Here is a 19,521-nt window from a genome sequence, read left to right as displayed (position 1 = left end):
TGTGGGTCGTGGTAGCCAGTTCCCGTGTGGGGTTGGGTGCTGCGACCCACTTTTTGTTACCCACCGGTAAACAGGGTTCAACAGGGGGGGCGGTCGGCAGTGGAAGCCGTACTTACCGGTGTCTCGGGAACTTAAGGGAAAAGGGTATTCGGGTTAATGGATACAAGCGTGCCCGCTCAGCGGATCGTCCGGTACTCGCCTTTCGCTGCTTGCCCCAATGCGAGTTACTGACGCCTCTATGGCTATCAGTGGCGGGGCAATGCGAGTTAGTGGCTGCTTTTATGGCAGCGGCTGTGGACTAATTCAAGTTACTGACTGCGTTTATGACAGAAATAGCGCGAAAAATCGCTTGAAAGTGTCATAAACTCACACAGTTTCACCTTTGCAGCCCGTATTTACGCCTACAGCCCCATTCACATCTGCGTCCCCCATCCACGCCCGCAGCCCCGTTCACGCCCACAACCCCTCCATCACGCCTACAGCCCCAACTCACAAGCAAAGCCGCAAGCTCATCCCCAACTAGGCCCAACTACGCCCAACTAGGCCCAAACATGCGTCGATAGTGCACACGCTACCTTCGGTAGGGCCCAAGTTACCCCCGTTATCGAACGCTGCAGTCATACCTTTACCTGCACAAATTAGCTAATGCTAAACAAATAGAAGAACTCCACCCTAAATATTGCGTAATTTCATAACGTATTTACTTGTTAAATAGGGAACCCTAAGCTAATGTCTCACAGGTAATGATTACCTAAGTAAGTGATTGGGTAACGGCGTCTTAGTGGCGTTTGTTTAACCATCGTACTGTGACCGAAGGGATGCCTTTAAGTGGCGCGTTCAAACTCCGGCCGTATTCGCAATATTGTAGTTGCATCTGTTGCGAGCCTTGGACTTGTTCTTGGTGCATGTTCTACTGATGCCGGTAACGAGGATAAGTCTGCAGCTGCAGGCAACGAGTCTACTATTACCGTTACTGATAATCACGGTGAGCAGACCGTACCTGCCCAGATTGACTCTGTTGTGGCCACGGATAACCGTTCCTTCGAGATGCTCAACCAGTGGGGTATTAAGCTGGCGGCAGCTCCGAAGCAGCTGATTCCGTTCACGATTCCTGACTACAAGGACAACCCTGACATTCAGGACATCGGCAATCACCGCGAGCCGAATCTCGAAATTGTTGCTGCTGCTGACCCGGACCTGATTGTGAACGGTCAGCGTTTCGGTCAGTACTACGATGACCTGAAGAAGCTTGCCCCGAACTCCGCGATTGTGGAGTTTGAGCCGCGCGAGGGTAAGCCACTGGACGAGGAGCTCAAGCGGCACGCTAAGGGCCTGGGCACCATCTTCGGTAAGGAGAAGGAGGCCGATCAGCTCATCGCTGACTTTGACAAGGCTCTGGAGCGCGCCCGCAAGGCTTACAACCCGGACGTGAAGGTCATGGCACTTAACTCGTCGGGCGGCACCCTCGGTTACATTGCTCCGACTGTTGGTCGTACCTACGGCCCGCTGTTCGACCTGATTGGCATGAAGCCGGCGCTGGAGGTCGACAAGGCCAGCGATGACCACCAGGGTGATGAGATTTCCGCCGAGTCCATCGCTGAGGCGAACCCGGACTTCATCATGGTGCTTGACCGCGATGCCGGCACCTCTGTCCGCGGTACCGATGAGTACCGTTCGGCACAGTCTGTGGTCGAGGAGGCTGCTCCGCTGAAGAACGTGAAGGCAGTCAAGGAGGGCAAGATCTACTACGCCCCAGAGGACACCTACACCAACGAGTCCATTATCACGTACACGGAGATTCTGAACGGGCTTGCCGACGCCTTCGAGCAGGCCTAATAGTTCTCTGACCAGTCACAGGAGTACCTCACCAACTCTATGCAGAAGTTACTGGATTCCCGACTAGCCATCGGGATTGCCTTTGTGGCAGTCCTGGTGGCTATGTCGCTGTTTGTAGGCCAATACGACATCCTGGGCGCCGACGACGGCTGGGAGATGTTCGCCACTACGCGTATACCGCGCACCATTGCACTAGTGCTCTCGGGTGCCGCGATGGCGATGTGTGGCTTGGTCATGCAGCTACTTACGCGCAACAAGTTCGTCGAACCCACCACCACGGGAACCACGGAGTGGGCTGGTCTCGGCCTGATTTTCGTGATGTATTTCTTTCCTTCGGCCTCGATGCTTGGCCGGATGGGCGGGGCAATCATCTTCGCTTTCATCGGCACGGCAGTGTTCTTCCTGTTCTTGCGCCGTGTCGCTTTGAAGTCAAGTCTGGTTGTGCCCATCGTGGGCATCATGTTGGGTGCGGTAGTCAGTTCGATTTCGACTTTCTTTGCGTTGCAGACGGACATGCTGCAGTCGCTAGGCGTGTGGTTCGCAGGCTCTTTTACTGCCATTTATAAAGGGCAATACGAATTCCTGTGGCTGGTCGTCATTGTGGTTGCGATTGTCTTCGTATTCAGCGATCGGTTAACGGTTGCGGGGCTTGGTGAGGACATTGCCACCAACGTCGGTCTGAACTACAAGCGAATCGTGTTCCTGGGAACGGGGCTGATTGCAATCGCAACAGGTTTGGTCACCGTCGTGGTGGGCAACCTCCCATTCCTGGGGCTCATCGTCCCGAATATTGTCTCCATGTTCCGTGGCGATGATCTGCGCTCCAATCTGCCCTGGGTATGCCTGGTGGGCATTGCCATTGTGACGGTCGCGGACTTGATTGGCCGCGTCATTATCGCCCCGTTCGAGATCCCGGTATCGGTAATTCTCGGCATCCTGGGTGCTGCCATTTTCGTCTATCTGATCGTGGAGCGGCGTCGTGCTTAATCTCAGTTCAACTACAGCTAGAACCAACCAAGTTGGCCCGCAAACGACGTCGTTTAGCACGGCCGCCGCTGCGCGCAGGTACTGGATTATCATTGCTGCGCTGGCGGGCCTGGCGGTGTTGTTTACGGCGGGCCTGCTTGCGTGGGACAACCCGTTGCCGTTCGGTACGGATGGTTTTTGGCTGATTGCGCGCCGGCGTCTTGATGCCGTAATTGCCATGATCGTGGTTGCCTGCTGCCATGCCGTCGCGACGGTGGCGTTCCAGTCGATTGCGAATAACCGAATTATTACGCCGTCGATTATGGGTTTTGAGGCGCTGTACGTGGCTATCAGTACCGCTGCAGTGTACTTCTTCGGTGCGACCGGCCTGATGAAAGCTGGCTCGGTTGGCGCGTTTGTGCTGCAGCTCGCGCTGATGGTGGGGCTGTCGCTGGTGCTGTATGCGTGGCTGCTGACCGGGCAGGGCGCGGATATGCACAGCATGCTGCTGGTGGGCATTGTCATCGGTGGCGGACTGGCTTCGCTGTCGACGTTCATGCAGCGCATGCTCACGCCTTCGGATTTTGACCTGCTGACGGCGCGGCTGTTCGGCTCTGTCAACAACGCTGACCCGGAGTTTTTCCCGGTGGCGATCCCGCTGGTGATTGCGGCAATCGTGGTGATTGCGCTGCATTCGCGGGCCCTCAATGTCATGTCGTTGGGGCGTGAAGTCGCGACGAATCTGGGCGTGAATTACCAGGTTCGGTCCATCACCGTGCTGGTTGCGGTGTCGGTGCTGATGGCAGTATCGACGGCTATGGTCGGCCCGATGACATTCCTCGGCTTCCTGGTCGCGACCATTGCGTACCAGGCTGCGGATACCTATGACCACCGCTTTGTGCTGCCGATGGCGGCGCTGATTGGCTACGTCACGCTGGCCAGTGCGTATTTCATCCTTAATCACGTTTTCTATGCCCAGGGCGTGGTATCCATCATCATCGAGCTGGTTGGCGGTTCGATCTTCCTCTACGTCGTTTTGAAGAAGGGACGGCTATGATTCTCCTCGACAGTGTAAGCAAGAGCTATACCAGCGAGGTGTCAATTGGCCCCGTTGACCTGGAAATTCCAACCAATGCGATTACGGCTCTGATTGGGCCGAATGGTGCGGGCAAGTCCACGCTCTTGACTATGATTGGCCGCCTCCTTGCCGTCGATTCCGGCGACATCAACGTCGGCCCCTACAACGTGGGCAAGACCAAGTCAAAGGATCTGGCGAAGGTGCTGTCGATTCTGCGCCAGGACAACCACTTCGTCACCCGCCTCACCGTGCGCCAGCTGGTCAGCTTCGGCCGCTTCCCGTACAGCCAGGGGCGCCTGACCGCTGAGGACGAGCGCATCATCTCCCAGTACATCGAGTTCCTCAATCTTGAGGCGCTCCAGGGCCGCTACCTCGACGAGCTCTCCGGTGGGCAGCGTCAGCGCGCGTATGTCGCAATGGTGCTCTGTCAGGAGACGGATTACGTGCTTCTCGACGAGCCGTTGAACAACCTGGATATTTCTCATTCGGTCGACATCATGTCGTACCTGCGCACTGCAGTGCGCGATTTGGGTCGAACCATGGTGGTGGTGTTGCATGACATCAATTTCGCGGCTCGCTACGCCGACTACATCTGTGCGGTCAAGGATGGCCAGATTGTAGAGCACGGCCCTACCGCAGAGCTGATGCGTTCGGAGGTTCTGAGCCCAATCTTCAACACTCAGATTGACATCGTCGAGGGCCCGCATGGCCCGGTCGCCTGCTACGGCTCTTAAGGCAATTCCTGGCCGGCCCCACGCAGCCGATACAATCTAGCCTCATGACTATTACTGCTGCCGTTGACGGTTCCGCCCTGCACAACCCCGGACCTGCCGGGTGGTGCTGGTATATCGACGACAGCTGCTGGGCCGCCGGCGGATGGAAAGAGGGAACCAATAACCGCGGGGAGCTCACCGCTCTTGCCGAGCTGCTCCGCGCCACCGCGCACATCCCCGACGAGCCGCTTTTCGTACTGTGTGATTCGCAGTATGTGATTAACTCCGTCACTAAGTGGATGCCGGGGTGGAAGCGCAAGGGGTGGAAGAAGCGCGACGGTAAACCTGTCCTCAACGTCGACATTTTGCAGGACATCGACCAGCTGCTCGTTGGCCGCAATATTCACCTCGAGTGGGTTAAGGGACACTCGGGCCACGACATGAACGAGGCCGCTGATCAGCGCGCCCGCGCCGCCGCCACCGCGTATCAGAAGGGTACGACCGTGCCGGAGGGGCCAGGTTTCGCTGGTGCGGGTAGCCGCGTGCAGTCGAATGCCGCGCCTAGTTCCGAGCCCAAGGCGACCAAGGCCACAACCTTCGAGCAGGAAGGCCTCTTTGACCTCGCCGTCGACACCACCGTGACACCCGAGGACGCCGCCAAGGAAGCGCTCACCATTTTCCGCCGCGCCGCACATCGCGCTGAACAGGGTAATGCCCGCGCACTCAAGGCATTGCTTAACGACGCCCTGGGCGCCAACCTCGCCGTGCCAGACGGACTTTCGGATGCCGAGTATGAGCTCCGCGTCGAGGGAACCACCGCCACCGCGCAGTTCACCACCGACGACTGGGTTGGCCTGGCTGTCTGGGATTTGTCCCAGGCAGTGGGGAAGGCCACAGGTTCCGCCCGTTTGCTGGGCTGGAATGTGGGAAGGTCTTAGCAGTAGTATGAAAGTTTGGTCTTTTAGGTAGACCACCAGGCAATCCGGGGTTACTGGTAGCCTGAAAACACATAAATTCTTTTACTCATTACATATAAGGAGCTCCGACTTCATGGCTGAGCACGAAGGTCCTCGTTCCGGCGAAGGCCGAGGAAATCGCGGAAACCGCGGGTCTAACCGTTCCCATGGTCGTGGCGAGGGCGGCTTTAACGGGCGCAACCGCAACGATCGTCGTGGACAGGGTGGTGGCCCAGGTGGTCGTGGCCGTGGTGGTCACGGTGGTCATGGCGGTAACCGCGATTCCCGTGGTTCGCAGGGCTTCCGTCGTGACGATCGCGATGATCGCGACTTTAACCGCGGCGACCGCAATGAGCGCGGTGGCCGTGGCGGTCGTGGTTACAACCGCAACAATCGAGATGATCGTAATGAGCGCAACGATCGTGGCGAGCGCAGCTTTGACCGGAACGACCGCGGCGACCGCAATGATCGTCGCGGCCCAGGCGGGCGCGGTGGCCAGGGAGGTCGCAACTTCGACCGTCGTGGTGGCAAGCCACGTCGCTCCAACCGTGGTGGCCGCTTCCAGGATGAGAAGCGTACGCACCGCACCGGTCCGCAGCGCCCAGGCTTCCGCGAGGAGCGCATTGAGGCCCGCAAGAACGAGCCGAAGCTGCCAGATGACATTCGCGCAGACGAGCTCGACCCGAGCGTGCGCCAGGATCTGAAGAGCCTGGCTAAGGACAACGCCGACAAGGTCGCTCGTCACATGATCATGTCCGCAATCCTGATGGCTGAAGACCCGCAGCGTGCCCTGGAGCACGCCCGCGCAGCGAAGGACCGCGCAGGTCGCGTCGGTGTCGTTCGTGAGACCGCTGGTGTTGCCGCCTACCACGCAGGTGAGTGGAAGGAAGCCCTGGCTGAGCTGCGTGCGGCTCGCCGCATCTCCGGTGGCCCGGGCATGCTTGCGGTCATGGCGGACTGTGAGCGCGGCCTCGGTCGCCCGGAGAAGGCCATCGAGTTGGCTCGCTCCGAGGAAGCCAAGCAGCTGGACAACGAGTCCAAGACTGAGCTGGCTATCGTCGCCGCAGGTGCTCGCCGCGATATGGGTCAGATTGATGAGGCTCTGGTTGAGCTGGAGACCCAGGATCTGAACCCGGACCGCGAGGACTTCGAAGCAGCTCGTCTGTTCTACGCCTACGCTGATGCGCTGGTGGAGGCCGGTCGTAAAGATGATGCCAAGGTGTGGTTTACCCGCTGCGCCAAGATCGATGTGGACCAGATGCTCGATGCTCGCGAGCGCATCGAAGAGCTGAGCAAGTAATCAGCCCAGCTGCCGGCTCGCGACATCAGCCACCGCTAACGCACCGCTGGCGCAATCGGGCTGCGCATCTACAATTCGTCGTAAAGCGTTCCTATTTCGTAAAAGGAGAAATGCACCTCATGGCTTCTGTCGCTTCTTCCTATGATGCCGCTCTGCTGGATCTGGATGGCACGATTTACGAGGGTGGCGCGGCGATTCCGAACGCGCTGGAAGGGCTGACCGAGGCAGCGCTGCCGATGGTGTTTATTACCAACAATGCCTCGCGCGCGCCGCAGACGGTGGCGGATCAGCTCAATGGGCTGGGCTATGACGTTCACGCGGACGATGTGATGACGTCGGCGCAGGCGGCCATTGAGATGGCGGCGGAGGTCATTGAGCCGGGCTCGAACGTTTTTGTGTTGGGTGCGGAGTCGTTTAAGCAGTTGGCTCGTGAGGCGGGGTACAACCTCGTGGATTCCGCTGATGACAACCCTGCGGCGGTGTTCCAGGGGCTCAACCGTGAGATGACGTGGAAGCAGATGTCGGAGGCGGCGCTGGCGGTGTCGCGAGGTGCGCGCTTCCTGGTGTCGAATTTGGATACGACGCTGCCGTCGGAGCGCGGTTTCCTGGTTGGTAATGGTTCGGTCGCTGCGGCGATTTCTACGACCACGGGCGTGGCGCCGCTGTCGGCGGGTAAGCCGAAGCCGCCGATGTTTATTAAGGCGGCGGAGCGTGTGGGCGCGAAGAATCCGCTGGCGATTGGGGATCGCCTCGACACCGACATCGCGGGCGGAAATGCGGCAAAGATGGACACGTTTATGGTGGTCACAGGCGTTTCCACGCATATGGATGTCGTTGCGGCGCCGCCTGAGCACCGCCCGACGCTCATCGGTGCTGACATGACTGCGCTGAATCGTGAGCTGGATCAGGCACGTCCGGCTCCGCAGGCTGGTTTCACCGCGCGTTACGACGACGCGGAGGCCGGTGTCATCGTTCTTTCTGGCGGTGACATGGAAGATCTTCGGTTGGTGAACCCGGCGGAGGCCGCGGTGGCGGCTCTGCTGACGGTCGTAGATGTGGTGTGGAACTCTGAGGCTGGTCGTGCTGGCGCAGTCGAGGTCGCGCAGGTCCGCGCGGAGGGCCCGGCTGCTGAGGCGGCGCTGGCTGCCTGGCGGAAGTGATAGCCGATGAGTGAGGTTGCACCGAAGCCGGGGCAGGGGCTGGGGCAGGGCGCTGGTCCTGTGCCGGGGCCGAAACCCGGCCCTGCATCTGTACCGAGCCCTGCGCCTAGCCCGGCGGCGATGCCCGGCGCGCGTGAGGTAACTCCGGAGGACGTCCGCGAGCAGGTGGCGGCCGCACTGTCAGCACCTGCCCCGACGCCGCAGGAGAGAGTCGCGCAGTTTGAGCGGACGCATGAGATTTTGTATGAGGCCCTGGGCTCGTCACGCAGGGAAGGAAAGTGAACGCGGTGGCAAAGAAAGCTCCTAAGCGCAGGCTCGATGCGGAGCTGGTGCGAAGGAAGATTGCTCGCTCCCGTGAGGCGGCAGTGGACATGATTAAAGCCGGCCGAGTTGAGGTCGGTGGTTTTGTCGCCTCTAAGCCCGCGACTGCGGTGACGGGGGACGTGTCCATTCGCGTCAGTGGTCTGGAAGAAGACGAGAACTGGGCGTCGCGCGGGGCTCACAAGCTGCTCGGCGCACTGGAGGCTTTCGAGCCGCAGGGCCTGGACTTGAAGGGCCGGAAGGTGTTGGATGCCGGTGCCTCCACGGGCGGCTTCACCGATGTGTGCCTGCGCCGCGATGTCGAGACCGTCTACGCCGTCGATGTCGGTTACGGTCAGTTGATTTGGCGCTTGCAGGATGACCCGCGGGTGGTTGTGCTCGACCGTACTAACGTCCGCACGTTGACGCCGGAGATTCTCGGTGGCACGGCCGATGTCATGGTTGGCGACCTGTCGTTTATTTCTTTGAAGCTGGTCCTGCCAGCGATTGTTTCCTGCCTCGACGAGGGCGCTGACCTGCTGCCAATGGTCAAGCCGCAGTTCGAGGTGGGCAAGGAGCGCCTTGGCTCCGGTGGTGTCGTGCGCAGCGATGCACTGCGTCAGGAAGTTGTCCAGGAAGTCGCCGAATACGCCCGCACTCTGGGGCTGTCCTTCCGCGCAGCCGTGGCCAGCCCGCTGCCGGGTCCGAGCGGCAACGTGGAGTTCTTCCTGTGGCTGGTGAAAGACGGCGGCGCCAGCGATATTGGTGATGAGGCTATGGCTGCGGCCATCGCCAAGGCTGTTGAGGAGGGGCCGCACAATGACTAGCGCGAAGACTCACTCACGGGAAAGCAAGCCCAAGACCAGCGCCGGCAAGCGCGAGATTCTGCTGGTCCCGCACACCGGCCGCAGCGCCAACCTGGAAATGGCCGCCGAGGCTGCCGAGCTGCTAGAGGCCGCGGGTATCGATATCCGCGTGCTGGCCGGTAAGAACCCGGAGGCGCTGGCTGCGCACCCGACGCTCGGCAAGTACCCGCGCTACTGGCATTCCCCGCAGGCGGCGTCGGGATGCGAACTCGTCCTCGTCCTCGGCGGCGACGGCACCTTCCTGCGCGCCGCAGACATTGCACATTCGGCTGACCTGCCGGTGCTCGGCATCAACATGGGGCACGTGGGCTTCCTCGCCGAGTGGGAGCAGGAGTCCATGACGGAGGCGATTAGCCGCGTCATCAAGCGTTCCTGGCGTATCGAAGACCGCATGACCATCCGCGCCACCGTCCGTGACACCACCGGCCGCGTAATCGGCTCCGGGTGGGCGCTGAACGAAGTCAGCATCGAAAACGTCAACCGCCGTGGCGTGCTGGATGTCATCTTGGAAGTCGATGGTCGCCCAGTGAGTTCCTACGGCTGCGATGGTGTGCTAATTTCCACGCCGACCGGCTCCACTGCCTACGCCTTTTCCGCAGGTGGGCCGGTACTCTGGCCGGAGCTCGACGCCATGCTGGTCGTGCCCAACAACGCCCACGCGCTGTTCTCCCGCCCGCTGGTGATCTCACCGCATTCGACTATCGCGATTGAGACCAACCACGACACCGCCGAGGCCATCGCGGTGCTCGACGGCTTCCGCAACATCACCATGCCGCCGGGTAGCCGCATCGAAATCGAGCGCGGCGCGCAGCCGGTTCGCTGGGTGCGTCTGGACGATCAGCCGTTCGCCGATCGTCTGGTGCACAAGTTCCGCTTGCCGACGTCCGGGTGGCGCGGCCCCGCCGAAGCCCAATAGCCTCCAAACACGGCAGACGAGACCCCAACTTCAAGGGAAGGACTGATTGCAGGCGCCATGCTGACTGAGATTTCCATCCGCGACCTCGGTGTTATCCCCGATGCAACGCTTGAATTCAGCCCAGGCCTGACCGTACTGACAGGTGAAACCGGTGCGGGTAAGACCATGGTGGTCACCAGCCTCAAGTTGCTCTGTGGCGCGCGTGCCGACGCCGGCCGCGTGCGCACCGGCGCAGACAAGGCCTTGGTGGAAGGCCGCGTGTCCACCGAGCACCTCTCGGAGCAAGAGTCAACCGCCATCGATGCGGTGGTTTCTGAGCTCGGCGGCGAGCGCGATGAAAATGACGAGTACTTGCTTGCCCGGCAGGTCTCCGCGAAGGGGCGCTCCCGGGCGTGGGTTGGCGGTCGCAGTGCGTCGGCTGCGGCGTTGGCGGATGTCTCCACGCGCTTGATCGCGATTCATGGCCAGAACGATCAGCTGCGTCTGCAGAGCGCCGATGAGCAGCGTGCGGCCATCGACCGCATGGATGCTGACACCATCGCGCCAACCTTGGAAACTTACCGTCAGCAGCGCGCGCACTGGCGCTCCCGGGTCAAAGAACTGGAAGAGAAGACCTCCAAGCGCCGTGAGCTGGCCATGCGTGCCGACCAGCTCAGCTTCGCCATCGAAGAGATCGACGCAGTATCACCTGAACCGGACGAGGACCAGGACCTGGCCTCCCAGATCCGCCGCATGCAGGACCTGGACGGTCTCCGCGACGCCGCAGCCGTGGCATTGGCTGCCATTGACGGTGCCGCTGCCGTGAGCACGACCGGCATTGATGCCGCCACCGAGGACTCCGGTGCCGCCGAACTCCTCGGTGCCGCCGCGAACGAGCTCGCCGCCGCAGACGACGAGGAACTCACCGAGTTTTCCAACCAGCTCAATGAACTGACCAGCCAGCTCTCGGAGATCTCCGCTGGCCTCGGCGCGTTTCTCTCTGGCTTGCCGGAGGAAACCGAGTCCCTGGACAAGCTCATGCAGCGTCAGGTGGAGATCAAGAAACTCACCCGCAAGTACGCCCCGGATATCGCAGGTGTCCTGGCTTGGCGGGATAAGGCGGAGCGCAAGCTCTCCACGCTGGACGTTTCCGGCGAAGCCCTGGACAAGCTGACCGCGGAGATCAAGACCGCGGAGAAGAAGCTCGGCGCCACCGCGCGGAAGCTCTCCAAGGCCCGTGCAAAAGCCGCGAAGCACCTGGAAGAGGTCGTAACCAAGGAACTCAAGGGCTTGGCCATGCCACACACTTCGCTGGTGGTGGAGATCGCCAAGGCCGACACCTTTGGCCCCGCTGGCGTAGACAACATCGAGTTCAAGCTCCGAGCCCACGAAGGTGCCGAGCCACGCCCGCTGGCCTCATCCGCATCCGGCGGTGAGCTCTCCCGCATCATGCTGGCGTTGGAAGTTGTCCTCGCCGAAGGACAGGCCGGGCACACGATGGTTTTCGATGAGGTCGATGCCGGTGTTGGTGGGCGCGCGGCTGTGGAAATTGGCAAGCGCCTGAAGCAGTTGGCGGTGAATAACCAGGTGATCGTCGTCACGCACTTGCCTCAGGTGGCGGCGTTTGCGGATACTCACTTGGTGGTCAGTAAGGATGCGCGCTCGGGTGCGGTGTCGTCGAAGGTGACGAGCCTGGGCGATGAGGAGCGGATTGACGAGCTCGCGCGGATGATGGCGGGTTTGGACGATTCGGACTCCGGACGCGCGCATGCGCAAGATCTTCTGGATCAAGCTCGGCGCGCCTTCGCGGCCAAGTAGCTGCACTTATGTTTCACTAAGTGCCATGAGTCTGTTCTCTCGGAACGAAAAAGATCTTCCTGGCATTTCGGGGACCGTGCGTGACGGTTCCCGCCTGGATCGTGCGCTCAAGCGCATGGGCGAAGGCGACATCGTGGTGATCGATGCGCCGGATATCTCGCGTCCACTGGCACAGCAGTTGATTGACGCCAAGGTCGCCGCGGTAGTGAACACAGGCGCATTTACCACGGGTTTTGTGCCGAATTACGGCCCGCAGATGATGCGCGACGCCGACATTGAGATGGTGCAGAACGTCGGCGACGAGGTCTTTGAGAAGCTCAAGGACGGCAAGAACGCAAGGCTTCACGACGGCAAGCTCTACCACGGTGACCGCCTGATTGGACAGGGCGACGAGGTCGACCAGGACGAGCTGGAGCGCGCCTTCGACGAGGGGCGCACCAGCATGGTCGACCGCTTGGAGGCGCTTTCCGGCAACTTGGTGGAGTTCGCCAAGACCGAGTCCCCGCTGTACATCGATGGCCTGGGCATTCCGGACGAGACAGAGCCACTGCGTGGCCGCAAGGTCGTTGTGGTCAGCCCTGGTGAGGGACACCGCAAGACACTGGAAGACCTAAAGAACTTCATCCGCGAGTACGAGCCGCTGCTCATCGGCGTCGATGCAGGTGCCGACACGCTCTTCGACCTGAAGTACGAGCCGGACTACATTATTGGTGATCCGGAGAACATCAACTCGGAGGCGCTGCGGTCTGCCGGTTGCGTGATTCTGCCCGCCGACCCGGACGGTCACGCTGTGGGCCTTGAGCGCATCCAGGACCTCGGCATTGGCGCCATGACCTTCCCGGCGCTGTCCGATTCCGCCACTGACCTGGCACTGGTGTTCGCCGCGCATCACGACGCCGACATGGTCGTCTCCGTCGGCGCCCCGCAGAACATCGACAGCATCTACCACGCTGAGAACCAGAGCGGTGTGCCGTCGGCGTTGCTGTCGCGTTTGAAGGTCGGGGAGAAGCTTGTCGACGGTCGCATGGTCGCCGACCTCTATCAGGTCAATAGCCGTGGTTTCGGTGTGGCCTGGGCAATCCTGGCTATCTTTGTCGCCGTTGCGGTGATCTTCGCCATCGCTGGTACCTCCGGTGATGGCTCTGTCAGCGAGAATCTGATTAATACCTGGAACTCCATTGCACTGTGGTTCCAGGGGCTGTTTAAGTAGTTTTAGCGGTATTTAGAGCACTATGAGCGCCTAAAAGTTTTCGGCTGTCAGAGCTGATTGAGGCGTCGGCGAAAGGAAAAGGGACGGGCGATGGGGAAGAAGCGCAGGAGCGGGAAGTTCACAGCTGGTGTGACAGGTGCTGCCCTCGGTGTTGCGGCAGGTGCTGCGCTGGGTGCTTATGTGCTGAACCCCGCTGGTGCAGGCATTGATTTCGGCACGGGTGCCGCGTCCGAGCGCGATGAGGCTGTCGCGCGTGCCGATGCGCAGCAAGCGCGTGCCGATGAAGCAAACCGCATCATCGAGCCCATCGTCGGCGAGATTGTTAAGGACTCACTGAAAGATGTGCCTGTTCTTGTTATCGCGACTCCCGATGCCACCGATGAGCAGCTGGCAGGGGTTTCCGAAACCCTGCGCGCTGCTGGTGCCCCGGATGCGGGCGTGCTGAAACTGACCGATAAGTTCCTCTCTTCCGCCGGCGCGGACGAGCTCAAGGACACGGTTTCTACCTCGCTGCCAGCCGATGTGCAGTTGGATCCGGAGCGCCGTGAGCCGGGCCGCCAGGCTGGCCAGGCGCTGGCTCCGGTGTTGGAGCTGGATAAGGATGGGGGAGAGCGGGCTTCCGCTGCTGACCGAAAGCTACTGCTGGAGGCCCTGAAGGGCGGTGGCTTTGTTGAGTACGAAGAGGGGACGTTGCGCCCGGCTGCTGGCATCGTGATTGTTGGTAATCACGGTACAGTCTCGCGCGCTGCGATTGACAAGGGTGAGGATTCGGAGTTCGGTGCTGGCCTGGTTGCGGATCTGGCGGTGGCACTGGCTGAAGGCTTTGGTGCTGGTGAGGATGCTGCTGGTCACGTTGTGGTGGGGACTGACGGCTTCGGCCGTGAAGGTGTCAGTGCACTGCCTGATGAGCGTTGGGGCGCCGACCCTGCCGTGAAGCGTGTGGACGCTGTGTCGGATGCGGCGGGGCAGGTTGGGGTTGTTGGGGAGTTGAAGAAGTAGGGGACGAATAGTGTCACGATTACCTAGGTAACGAACGCGGAGAGCGTTCCGTCCGCGCAAGCCGCGGTGGTAGGGCGGACGGAAACCGCAGGCGGTAACAGCCTGAGGTGCTGTTCCAACAACTCAAATTCTGGCAACAATTCCAACGGGGCTTCGGTACTGATGCTAGCGGGTAGGGGGACGCGGCAATCCTGTGCTGGGCAAGTCGCTCGTTTTAGACAACCGAGCAGTGTGTTCACGACCGATATCAATTTTCGTCACGGCGGAGACCATGCCATATTTTCCGCACACCGTAGGCACCGTAATTATCCCGATAAACAGCACTACTGCGTTGAATTAGCACAGCATCGCAAAGGCGACGAGCACGTAATCCACGGGCCGTGGATTGGCGATACCCACGCGAGGTGAAAAACCCACCAGCCCGGTTATCCTTCAACGTCTTACAGATGAACAAGGCAGAGAAAATACTCCGGTACTTATCGATAAACCGGATCATTTCTTAACGTTGTGGGTCTGGTTTCGACGCGAAAAAAGCTGAGGTAGCCTTCAGCAGCTTGTTAGTGTCGCGTAGCTGGAGGTTTTCACGACGTAGCCTCGCGTTGTCGGCGGCGAAAATCGTCAGGCACAGGTTCTGGGATGTTTCCCGCGCGGCGGTCAGGCTTAAGTCCATTGACGGGCTGTGTGCCATGAAGCTCCCAGCTTTTAAAGCTACTGCCTGGCACGTGGCGTGCATCGATATGTTTTCCGCCACGATGCGGCCTTCTGCGAGACGGACCACACGGCCCTTGGCATCCTGGTCAGATTTTCCTTGGTATGTTCGAAGATTTTCCCATCTACTCAAACGGAACAAAACCTGGGACACTTCAATCCCTGGACTCCAGTATCGACTGCAAGGGGAACAAATACATTTTGGCGAGAATACGGATTCAGCCGCAAGAGAGATTCACTCAATATCGACTACGTAGACTTTTACGCCTCTTTCCTCAAGAGAATTAACCTGCCGAACCAAATTCACCTTTGTAAAAGTAAAAAGCGAATCAGCCGTGATACGTTTACCAGCCTGCCGGTGCATCGCCAAAATGACGCGTTTGGGTTTGAGCAAAGAGTCCTCGACTTTTCCTCCTTCCCTTTCAATTTTGTACTTAAGGCTTTGACGCGCCCCGGAATCGAGACAGATAGCATCTGCTGAGACAAGCGCTTGAGCCAGTAAATGACTTGCAGCGCTCGATTTTTCAGTTTTCTTGACATGGATAAAGGTGGCGTCAGGAAGGTACACATCACACGCCTCAATGCCTCGTCGGTGAAAATCCGTGGATATCAACTTCTTATCCAAACATGTCCCGTCAAGCTGTTCGGCCAACCGCTTGTTGTACGAGTCTTCATCTTCATTAATGTTCCACGCGGGAAAACTCAAATCGTCAATGGTTTGTGCAAAAATCCTTTCAGTTTGAGCATTAATATTTTCCGCGTAGTCAGCATGAATCTGGTACCAAGAACCGTCATAAAGCGAATAGGTTTTGCCTTCCAAGAGACATTCAAATGCAATCCATTTCTTTAACGGTATCGCTTGGCTGATGGCAACATCTCCTTCAGCATCACCAAATAGTTGAATGGCAGCACTGTTTACACGTCCAAGACGTTCATCTTCGGGATACTCCTGCAAGGCCGCATAAATATCGGACCAGGAAGGTAGGCCTTCCCGAACTCGGTTGTCTCTTCTCCGATACAACCGGCTGGGTTTCCATGAATCTGGAGTGCCATTTTCGTCAACTCGCTCAAAAGGCCACGCCAAACCGATTGTTCCGCCACGCCCCGCAAGAGTCTCAGAGAGTTGCAAATCGAGCTGCTCTTTTGTTTCCGGATTCTTGACAATCGCGAGTTGCTCGAGAATCTTCAGCTTGGGAAGCGGATCTTTACAAAGCAAAGTTTCAAGCTCATCGAGATCACCCAACACTTCATCAGGAGAAAGACCAATCGGAACATTTAGTGCGTCCGCACCGCGAATTTGCAACGGCTCACCATTGGACCGGGACAGCTGTGGCAACGACGCGGATGCAACTATGCGGCTCACAGCTTCGCCGATATCACCTACGCCGAAGCCCAAAAGCCCTTCACCACTTGGAATTGTCGCTCGTGAAGTTTTAGAACGATCATCCATGGTCGTCACGGTTAACGACCGTAGACTCAAGGGATCCGCAGCGCGTATAGCGATTCTCTGTCCAAAAAGGTTATCAATTCGTCCTGGCTCCAGTAGCTGAAACCCCATCCCGTAAGTTAACGCGTACGCCACTTCATCATCGGCAGCCACCTCCTCACCGGGCCTCACCAAAAGTACTCCTGCGGGCGTTACTCCTCCAATTTCAATTTCCGTATTGGTCAAAGCTGAAACAGCCGAACACCAGTCAGCCCGCTCCTTTCGCATCGCTCCGCTGACAAGCAGACCGTCTCGCTCACCTACCTTGACCTCTTTGCATTCAAACCCGACGCGCTTCAAATATTTGTCTCGAATCGCTCTTTTGAAGATTTTAACTTCAGTTAATCGGTAAACAGTCGTACGCCTTCCAGCGCGTTTCTTTTCGGACATATTCTCCCCATTTCGGTTCAACCACCACAGCCATCACGATTCACGTGAATACAACTTCACAAATTAAATTCACTCGCTGCCCCATTTCTCATTTCTTGTGGGACTCACAAGAACTTGTCGATTGTTATCACCATATGCAGTTCCGCACAGGTTACTACCAGCTTCCCGTGCTATTGGTACAATTTTCCGCCGCATGGTAGGCATCTACCTTTCGGATATTTTTGGAGACGCTACCACAATTTTAGTCCGCTCTTCCGGCTTTTCTGCCCAGAGAGCGCTTCAATTTCGGGTCAGTCTAAACAACGTTAAGCCGCGTATGAACTACCCGAAATTCTCCAGACTACGCAACCACAGACAAACAGATTGGGAGAACCGTCGCGTTGAAGCCGACACCTGAGTTGGTGATAGCCGTAAGCACACCCAAAACAAATCATTTTTTGCCAGCCTTTGCAAAGGGGGCCAGTAGAGGTGGGGGTCAGAAAAGAGCTAGCGACACTTCAAACAAATGCTAAGCGTCTTCAGGCCAAAACTCAGCGAATCCCATTTCGAACATGTGATTGAAACAATTTAGTATACTAACCGCTAACCATCCGCCGCCAATCGCCACAAATTAAAAGCAAAGGAGCCTTCAATTGTCCGGTTGCACTGCCCCAGTATATGGACATCGAACGGAGAGTGGGATCAAGTCCGCGTAGGTGGTGTATGAGTTCTTTCGAATCGTCGGTGTTCTGTTAGCAGTGATCGGGTCCGGCACGGGCCTGGGTGTGGTTGGTCATTAGGCTGCGATCTCCTTGCCTGCCGGGGTGGTGGTGTCGGTGTCGATGACATTGGCTGTGATTAAAGCCTTGGTTTGCTCTAGGCTTGTCAACGACATCTAGCGTTTCTGCTGAATCCACTCATCATGCTGCTCAGCAAGGACGGCCCCGACTAAGCGAATCACAGCATCACGGTGGGGGAAGATCCCGACAACATCAGTGCGCCGGCGAATCTCGCGATTGAGCCGTTCGGTGGGGTTATTCGACCAGTCTTTGGTCCACACTGACTTCGGCGTGTGGGTAAACGCCAACACATCATCAAGATGTTCTTCCAGGTAGTTTGCCGCAGGCGGAAATTTCGTCTGGCAGAATTCCACCACTTCCCGAGCCTGAGCCCACACCGCCTCAGCATCGGGTTGTTGGAAGATCGTGTGGAACATCGCCGATGATGTCGGCCACTGGGTCTTCGGCACCATGGACGAGAGATTCTTAGCGGAGTGAGTGCGGCACCGCTGCCAGGAGGCATTTGGCAGAACATCAGACACCGCTGCTTAAATGCCTAAGTGAGCGTCACTTGTCACCAGGTAGACATCACCTAGACCGCGGGATTTTAAGACCAGGTCGTTGATCCTGCGGGTCGACACACCCTTTAAATAGCACGTGGCGATCACGGTGGGTTAAGTAGCAAAAAGTGTGTCTGACTTTCAGCATTACTGCTGATTAGGCTGGGTAAATCGGGCGGATATAAGCATCAAGACCTTATATCCGCCCGATTAGTGTTCAATCCACCGGAATGGCACCCGCATGTGCTAATCGGGGGTTGGTGTGCTTTCCGGGTGAGTAAAAACAGACCACGATGCCCGATATGCGCTGGGCAAATGAAGAAAAACGGAACCACTTCTAAAGGCACAACCAGGTGGCGATGCAAGGACCCGAACTGCGGCAGTTCCACGACACGAACCCGCACCGACCGCACGCAGACCCGCGACTTTAAAGCCTTCGTCTCTTATGCCACCTCCACAGCAACGTTGTCTGAACTCGCCCAGCAACAAGGGGTAAGCCGTTGGACACTTGACCGCCGATTCAAACCGTTCTGGCTCATCGACATCCCCAACGACGGTGACCCACAGCGCATCTACGACCAGATCTTCATCGACGGTACCTACACCGCCGCCGGATGCTTGCTCGTCGCAGCCAGCCACGACCACGTCATCGCATGGCACTGGACCAAACACGAAACCGCCCACGCCTACACGCAGCTACTCCGCAAAATCGCTGAGCCGCTCTGCGTCGTCCTCGACGGCGGACAAGGCGCACTTACTGCGATTAAAGCCTGCTGGCCGAACGCGATAATCCAACGATGCCTCGTCCATGCGCAACGCGTCATCCGCCGCTACACCACATCACGACCACGCACCGACGCCGGCAAAGCCATCTACGCCCTGGCGTTGAAACTGACCCGTATCACCACACTCGACCAGGCACGGGAGTGGACGCTGCGTCTGCACGACTTCGGACAGGTATTCAAAGCATTCCTCAACGAGAAAACGCCCGTGTCAAAAGAGCGCCGCACACTCAACAACCAGTGGGAATGGACCCATCTGCGAGTTCGCAAGGCATACAACTCCCTGCTGCACCTCTCACGGAAAGGATGGCTGTTTACCTACCTGCAGCCACCACCGAATGCGCTTGAGCCTCAACGCTGGGCTTCAACGACAAACAGTCTGGAAGGCGGCATCAACGCCGGGCTCAAACGCATCGCCGACGCGCATCGCGGCAGGTCCGGGGAACGCCAACGAAAAATGCTCGAGTGGTACCTGCACTCGAAAACGCAACTGCCTGACGACCCATTAAAGATCGCCAGGCAGTGCAATTTCGGCCAAGATCAACTCGCCAAAGTCAACGATCTTGTCGAAGAAGACCACAACAAAGCCGACCATGAAACAGGCCGACCAGCCTTCTACGACAACGCTATCCCAACCGAGTACGAACACTCGATAGGAATCAGAAAAGGCCCCATGAAGTAACAAACGGTGTGCCCGCCCCGCAACACGCCGAGCGGACACACTTTTTGCTACTTAACCC

At 58.5% G+C, this 19,521-nt stretch carries 15 protein-coding genes and 2 pseudogenes; 14 read left to right on the top strand and 3 right to left on the bottom strand.

The window, feature by feature from the left end:
- The first annotated feature begins 828 nt into the window (after positions 1-828).
- From ADM64_RS05600 to ADM64_RS05540, 13 genes are all read left to right on the top strand, one after another.
- A complete protein-coding gene (locus tag ADM64_RS05600; RefSeq protein WP_049193444.1) occupies positions 829-1,836 on the top strand; it encodes a siderophore ABC transporter substrate-binding protein in 1,008 nt (335 codons plus the stop codon).
- Between the two features lie 39 nt (positions 1,837-1,875).
- Positions 1,876-2,823: an ABC transporter permease gene (locus tag ADM64_RS05595; RefSeq protein WP_049193442.1), complete on the top strand. Its 948-nt coding sequence runs from the start codon at positions 1,876-1,878 to the stop codon at positions 2,821-2,823.
- Positions 2,816-3,859: an iron chelate uptake ABC transporter family permease subunit gene (locus ADM64_RS05590; protein ID WP_049193440.1), complete on the top strand. Its 1,044-nt coding sequence runs from the start codon at positions 2,816-2,818 to the stop codon at positions 3,857-3,859. Before ADM64_RS05595 ends, ADM64_RS05590 begins: the two co-directional genes overlap by 8 nt.
- Positions 3,856-4,614, top strand: a complete 759-nt coding sequence (locus tag ADM64_RS05585) for an ABC transporter ATP-binding protein (RefSeq protein WP_049171651.1) — start codon at positions 3,856-3,858, stop codon at positions 4,612-4,614. Before ADM64_RS05590 ends, ADM64_RS05585 begins: the two co-directional genes overlap by 4 nt.
- Before the next feature lie 44 nt (positions 4,615-4,658).
- Positions 4,659-5,531 carry an RNase H family protein gene (locus ADM64_RS05580; protein ID WP_049193438.1) on the top strand — a complete coding sequence of 291 codons (873 nt, stop codon included), beginning with the start codon at positions 4,659-4,661 and terminating at the stop codon, positions 5,529-5,531.
- A 112-nt stretch (positions 5,532-5,643) separates the two neighbouring features.
- Positions 5,644-6,849, top strand: a complete 1,206-nt coding sequence (locus ADM64_RS05575) for a hypothetical protein (protein WP_049193437.1) — start codon at positions 5,644-5,646, stop codon at positions 6,847-6,849.
- Between the two features lie 119 nt (positions 6,850-6,968).
- The gene (locus ADM64_RS05570; protein WP_049193446.1) at positions 6,969-8,009 is read left to right on the top strand and encodes an HAD-IIA family hydrolase; all 1,041 of its coding nucleotides are present in this window, start codon (positions 6,969-6,971) and stop codon (positions 8,007-8,009) included.
- 6 nt (positions 8,010-8,015) lie between these two features.
- Positions 8,016-8,291 carry a hypothetical protein gene (locus tag ADM64_RS05565; protein WP_049193434.1) on the top strand — a complete coding sequence of 92 codons (276 nt, stop codon included), beginning with the start codon at positions 8,016-8,018 and terminating at the stop codon, positions 8,289-8,291.
- A gap of 5 nt (positions 8,292-8,296) precedes the next feature.
- The gene (locus tag ADM64_RS05560) at positions 8,297-9,136 is read left to right on the top strand and encodes a TlyA family RNA methyltransferase (protein WP_049171668.1); all 840 of its coding nucleotides are present in this window, start codon (positions 8,297-8,299) and stop codon (positions 9,134-9,136) included.
- Positions 9,129-10,091: an NAD kinase gene (locus tag ADM64_RS05555; RefSeq protein ID WP_049193432.1), complete on the top strand. Its 963-nt coding sequence runs from the start codon at positions 9,129-9,131 to the stop codon at positions 10,089-10,091. The genes ADM64_RS05560 and ADM64_RS05555 overlap by 8 nt, the downstream gene beginning before the upstream one ends.
- A 57-nt stretch (positions 10,092-10,148) precedes the next feature.
- Positions 10,149-11,888, top strand: coding sequence for a DNA repair protein RecN (gene recN, locus ADM64_RS05550; RefSeq protein WP_049193430.1), 1,740 nt, complete (start codon positions 10,149-10,151; stop codon positions 11,886-11,888).
- A 25-nt stretch (positions 11,889-11,913) separates the two neighbouring features.
- Entirely contained in the window at positions 11,914-13,098 is a 1,185-nt protein-coding gene (steA, locus tag ADM64_RS05545) for a putative cytokinetic ring protein SteA (protein WP_049193428.1), read from the top strand.
- A gap of 90 nt (positions 13,099-13,188) precedes the next feature.
- Positions 13,189-14,097, top strand: coding sequence for a copper transporter (locus tag ADM64_RS05540; protein WP_049193426.1), 909 nt, complete (start codon positions 13,189-13,191; stop codon positions 14,095-14,097).
- 660 nt (positions 14,098-14,757) lie between these two features.
- Here ADM64_RS05540 and ADM64_RS11060 read toward each other — a convergent pair.
- The 3 genes and pseudogenes from ADM64_RS11060 to ADM64_RS05525 form a co-directional block, all read right to left on the bottom strand.
- A pseudogene (locus tag ADM64_RS11060) lies at positions 14,758-14,959 on the bottom strand (hypothetical protein).
- An 81-nt stretch (positions 14,960-15,040) separates the two neighbouring features.
- Positions 15,041-16,681, bottom strand: coding sequence for a DUF6119 family protein (locus ADM64_RS05530; RefSeq protein ID WP_049193425.1), 1,641 nt, complete (start codon positions 16,679-16,681; stop codon positions 15,041-15,043).
- 877 nt (positions 16,682-17,558) lie between these two features.
- Positions 17,559-18,050, bottom strand: a pseudogene (locus ADM64_RS05525) (transposase); the annotation flags it as partial.
- Between the two features lie 222 nt (positions 18,051-18,272).
- Between ADM64_RS05525 and ADM64_RS05520 the strand changes: the two are divergent.
- The gene (locus ADM64_RS05520) at positions 18,273-19,463 is read left to right on the top strand and encodes an IS1249 family transposase (RefSeq protein WP_162838042.1); all 1,191 of its coding nucleotides are present in this window, start codon (positions 18,273-18,275) and stop codon (positions 19,461-19,463) included.
- The last annotated feature ends 58 nt before the right edge of the window (positions 19,464-19,521 follow it).

It is taken from the genome of Corynebacterium sp. 401_CJEI, from assembly GCF_001076435.1.
GTDB classification, from domain to species: domain Bacteria; phylum Actinomycetota; class Actinomycetes; order Mycobacteriales; family Mycobacteriaceae; genus Corynebacterium; species Corynebacterium jeikeium_D.
Note: the sequence above shows the minus strand (reverse complement) of the source record. Positions and strands in the feature narration are given on the sequence as shown.

Bases quoted from the DNA above. Each gene is read 5' to 3' on its own strand.
- ADM64_RS05575 (WP_049193437.1), top strand. From the start codon at position 5,644: ATGGCTGAGCACGAAGGTCCTCGTTCCGGCGAAGGCCGAGGAAATCGC.
- recN (WP_049193430.1), top strand. From the start codon at position 10,149: ATGCTGACTGAGATTTCCATCCGCGACCTCGGTGTTATCCCCGATGCA.
- ADM64_RS05540 (WP_049193426.1), top strand. From the start codon at position 13,189: ATGGGGAAGAAGCGCAGGAGCGGGAAGTTCACAGCTGGTGTGACAGGT.
- ADM64_RS05580 (WP_049193438.1), top strand. From the start codon at position 4,659: ATGACTATTACTGCTGCCGTTGACGGTTCCGCCCTGCACAACCCCGGA.
- ADM64_RS05565 (WP_049193434.1), top strand. From the start codon at position 8,016: ATGAGTGAGGTTGCACCGAAGCCGGGGCAGGGGCTGGGGCAGGGCGCT.
- ADM64_RS05570 (WP_049193446.1), top strand. From the start codon at position 6,969: ATGGCTTCTGTCGCTTCTTCCTATGATGCCGCTCTGCTGGATCTGGAT.
- ADM64_RS05530 (WP_049193425.1), bottom strand. From the start codon at position 16,681: ATGTCCGAAAAGAAACGCGCTGGAAGGCGTACGACTGTTTACCGATTA.
- ADM64_RS05595 (WP_049193442.1), top strand. From the start codon at position 1,876: ATGCAGAAGTTACTGGATTCCCGACTAGCCATCGGGATTGCCTTTGTG.
- ADM64_RS05585 (WP_049171651.1), top strand. From the start codon at position 3,856: ATGATTCTCCTCGACAGTGTAAGCAAGAGCTATACCAGCGAGGTGTCA.
- ADM64_RS05555 (WP_049193432.1), top strand. From the start codon at position 9,129: ATGACTAGCGCGAAGACTCACTCACGGGAAAGCAAGCCCAAGACCAGC.
- steA (WP_049193428.1), top strand. From the start codon at position 11,914: ATGAGTCTGTTCTCTCGGAACGAAAAAGATCTTCCTGGCATTTCGGGG.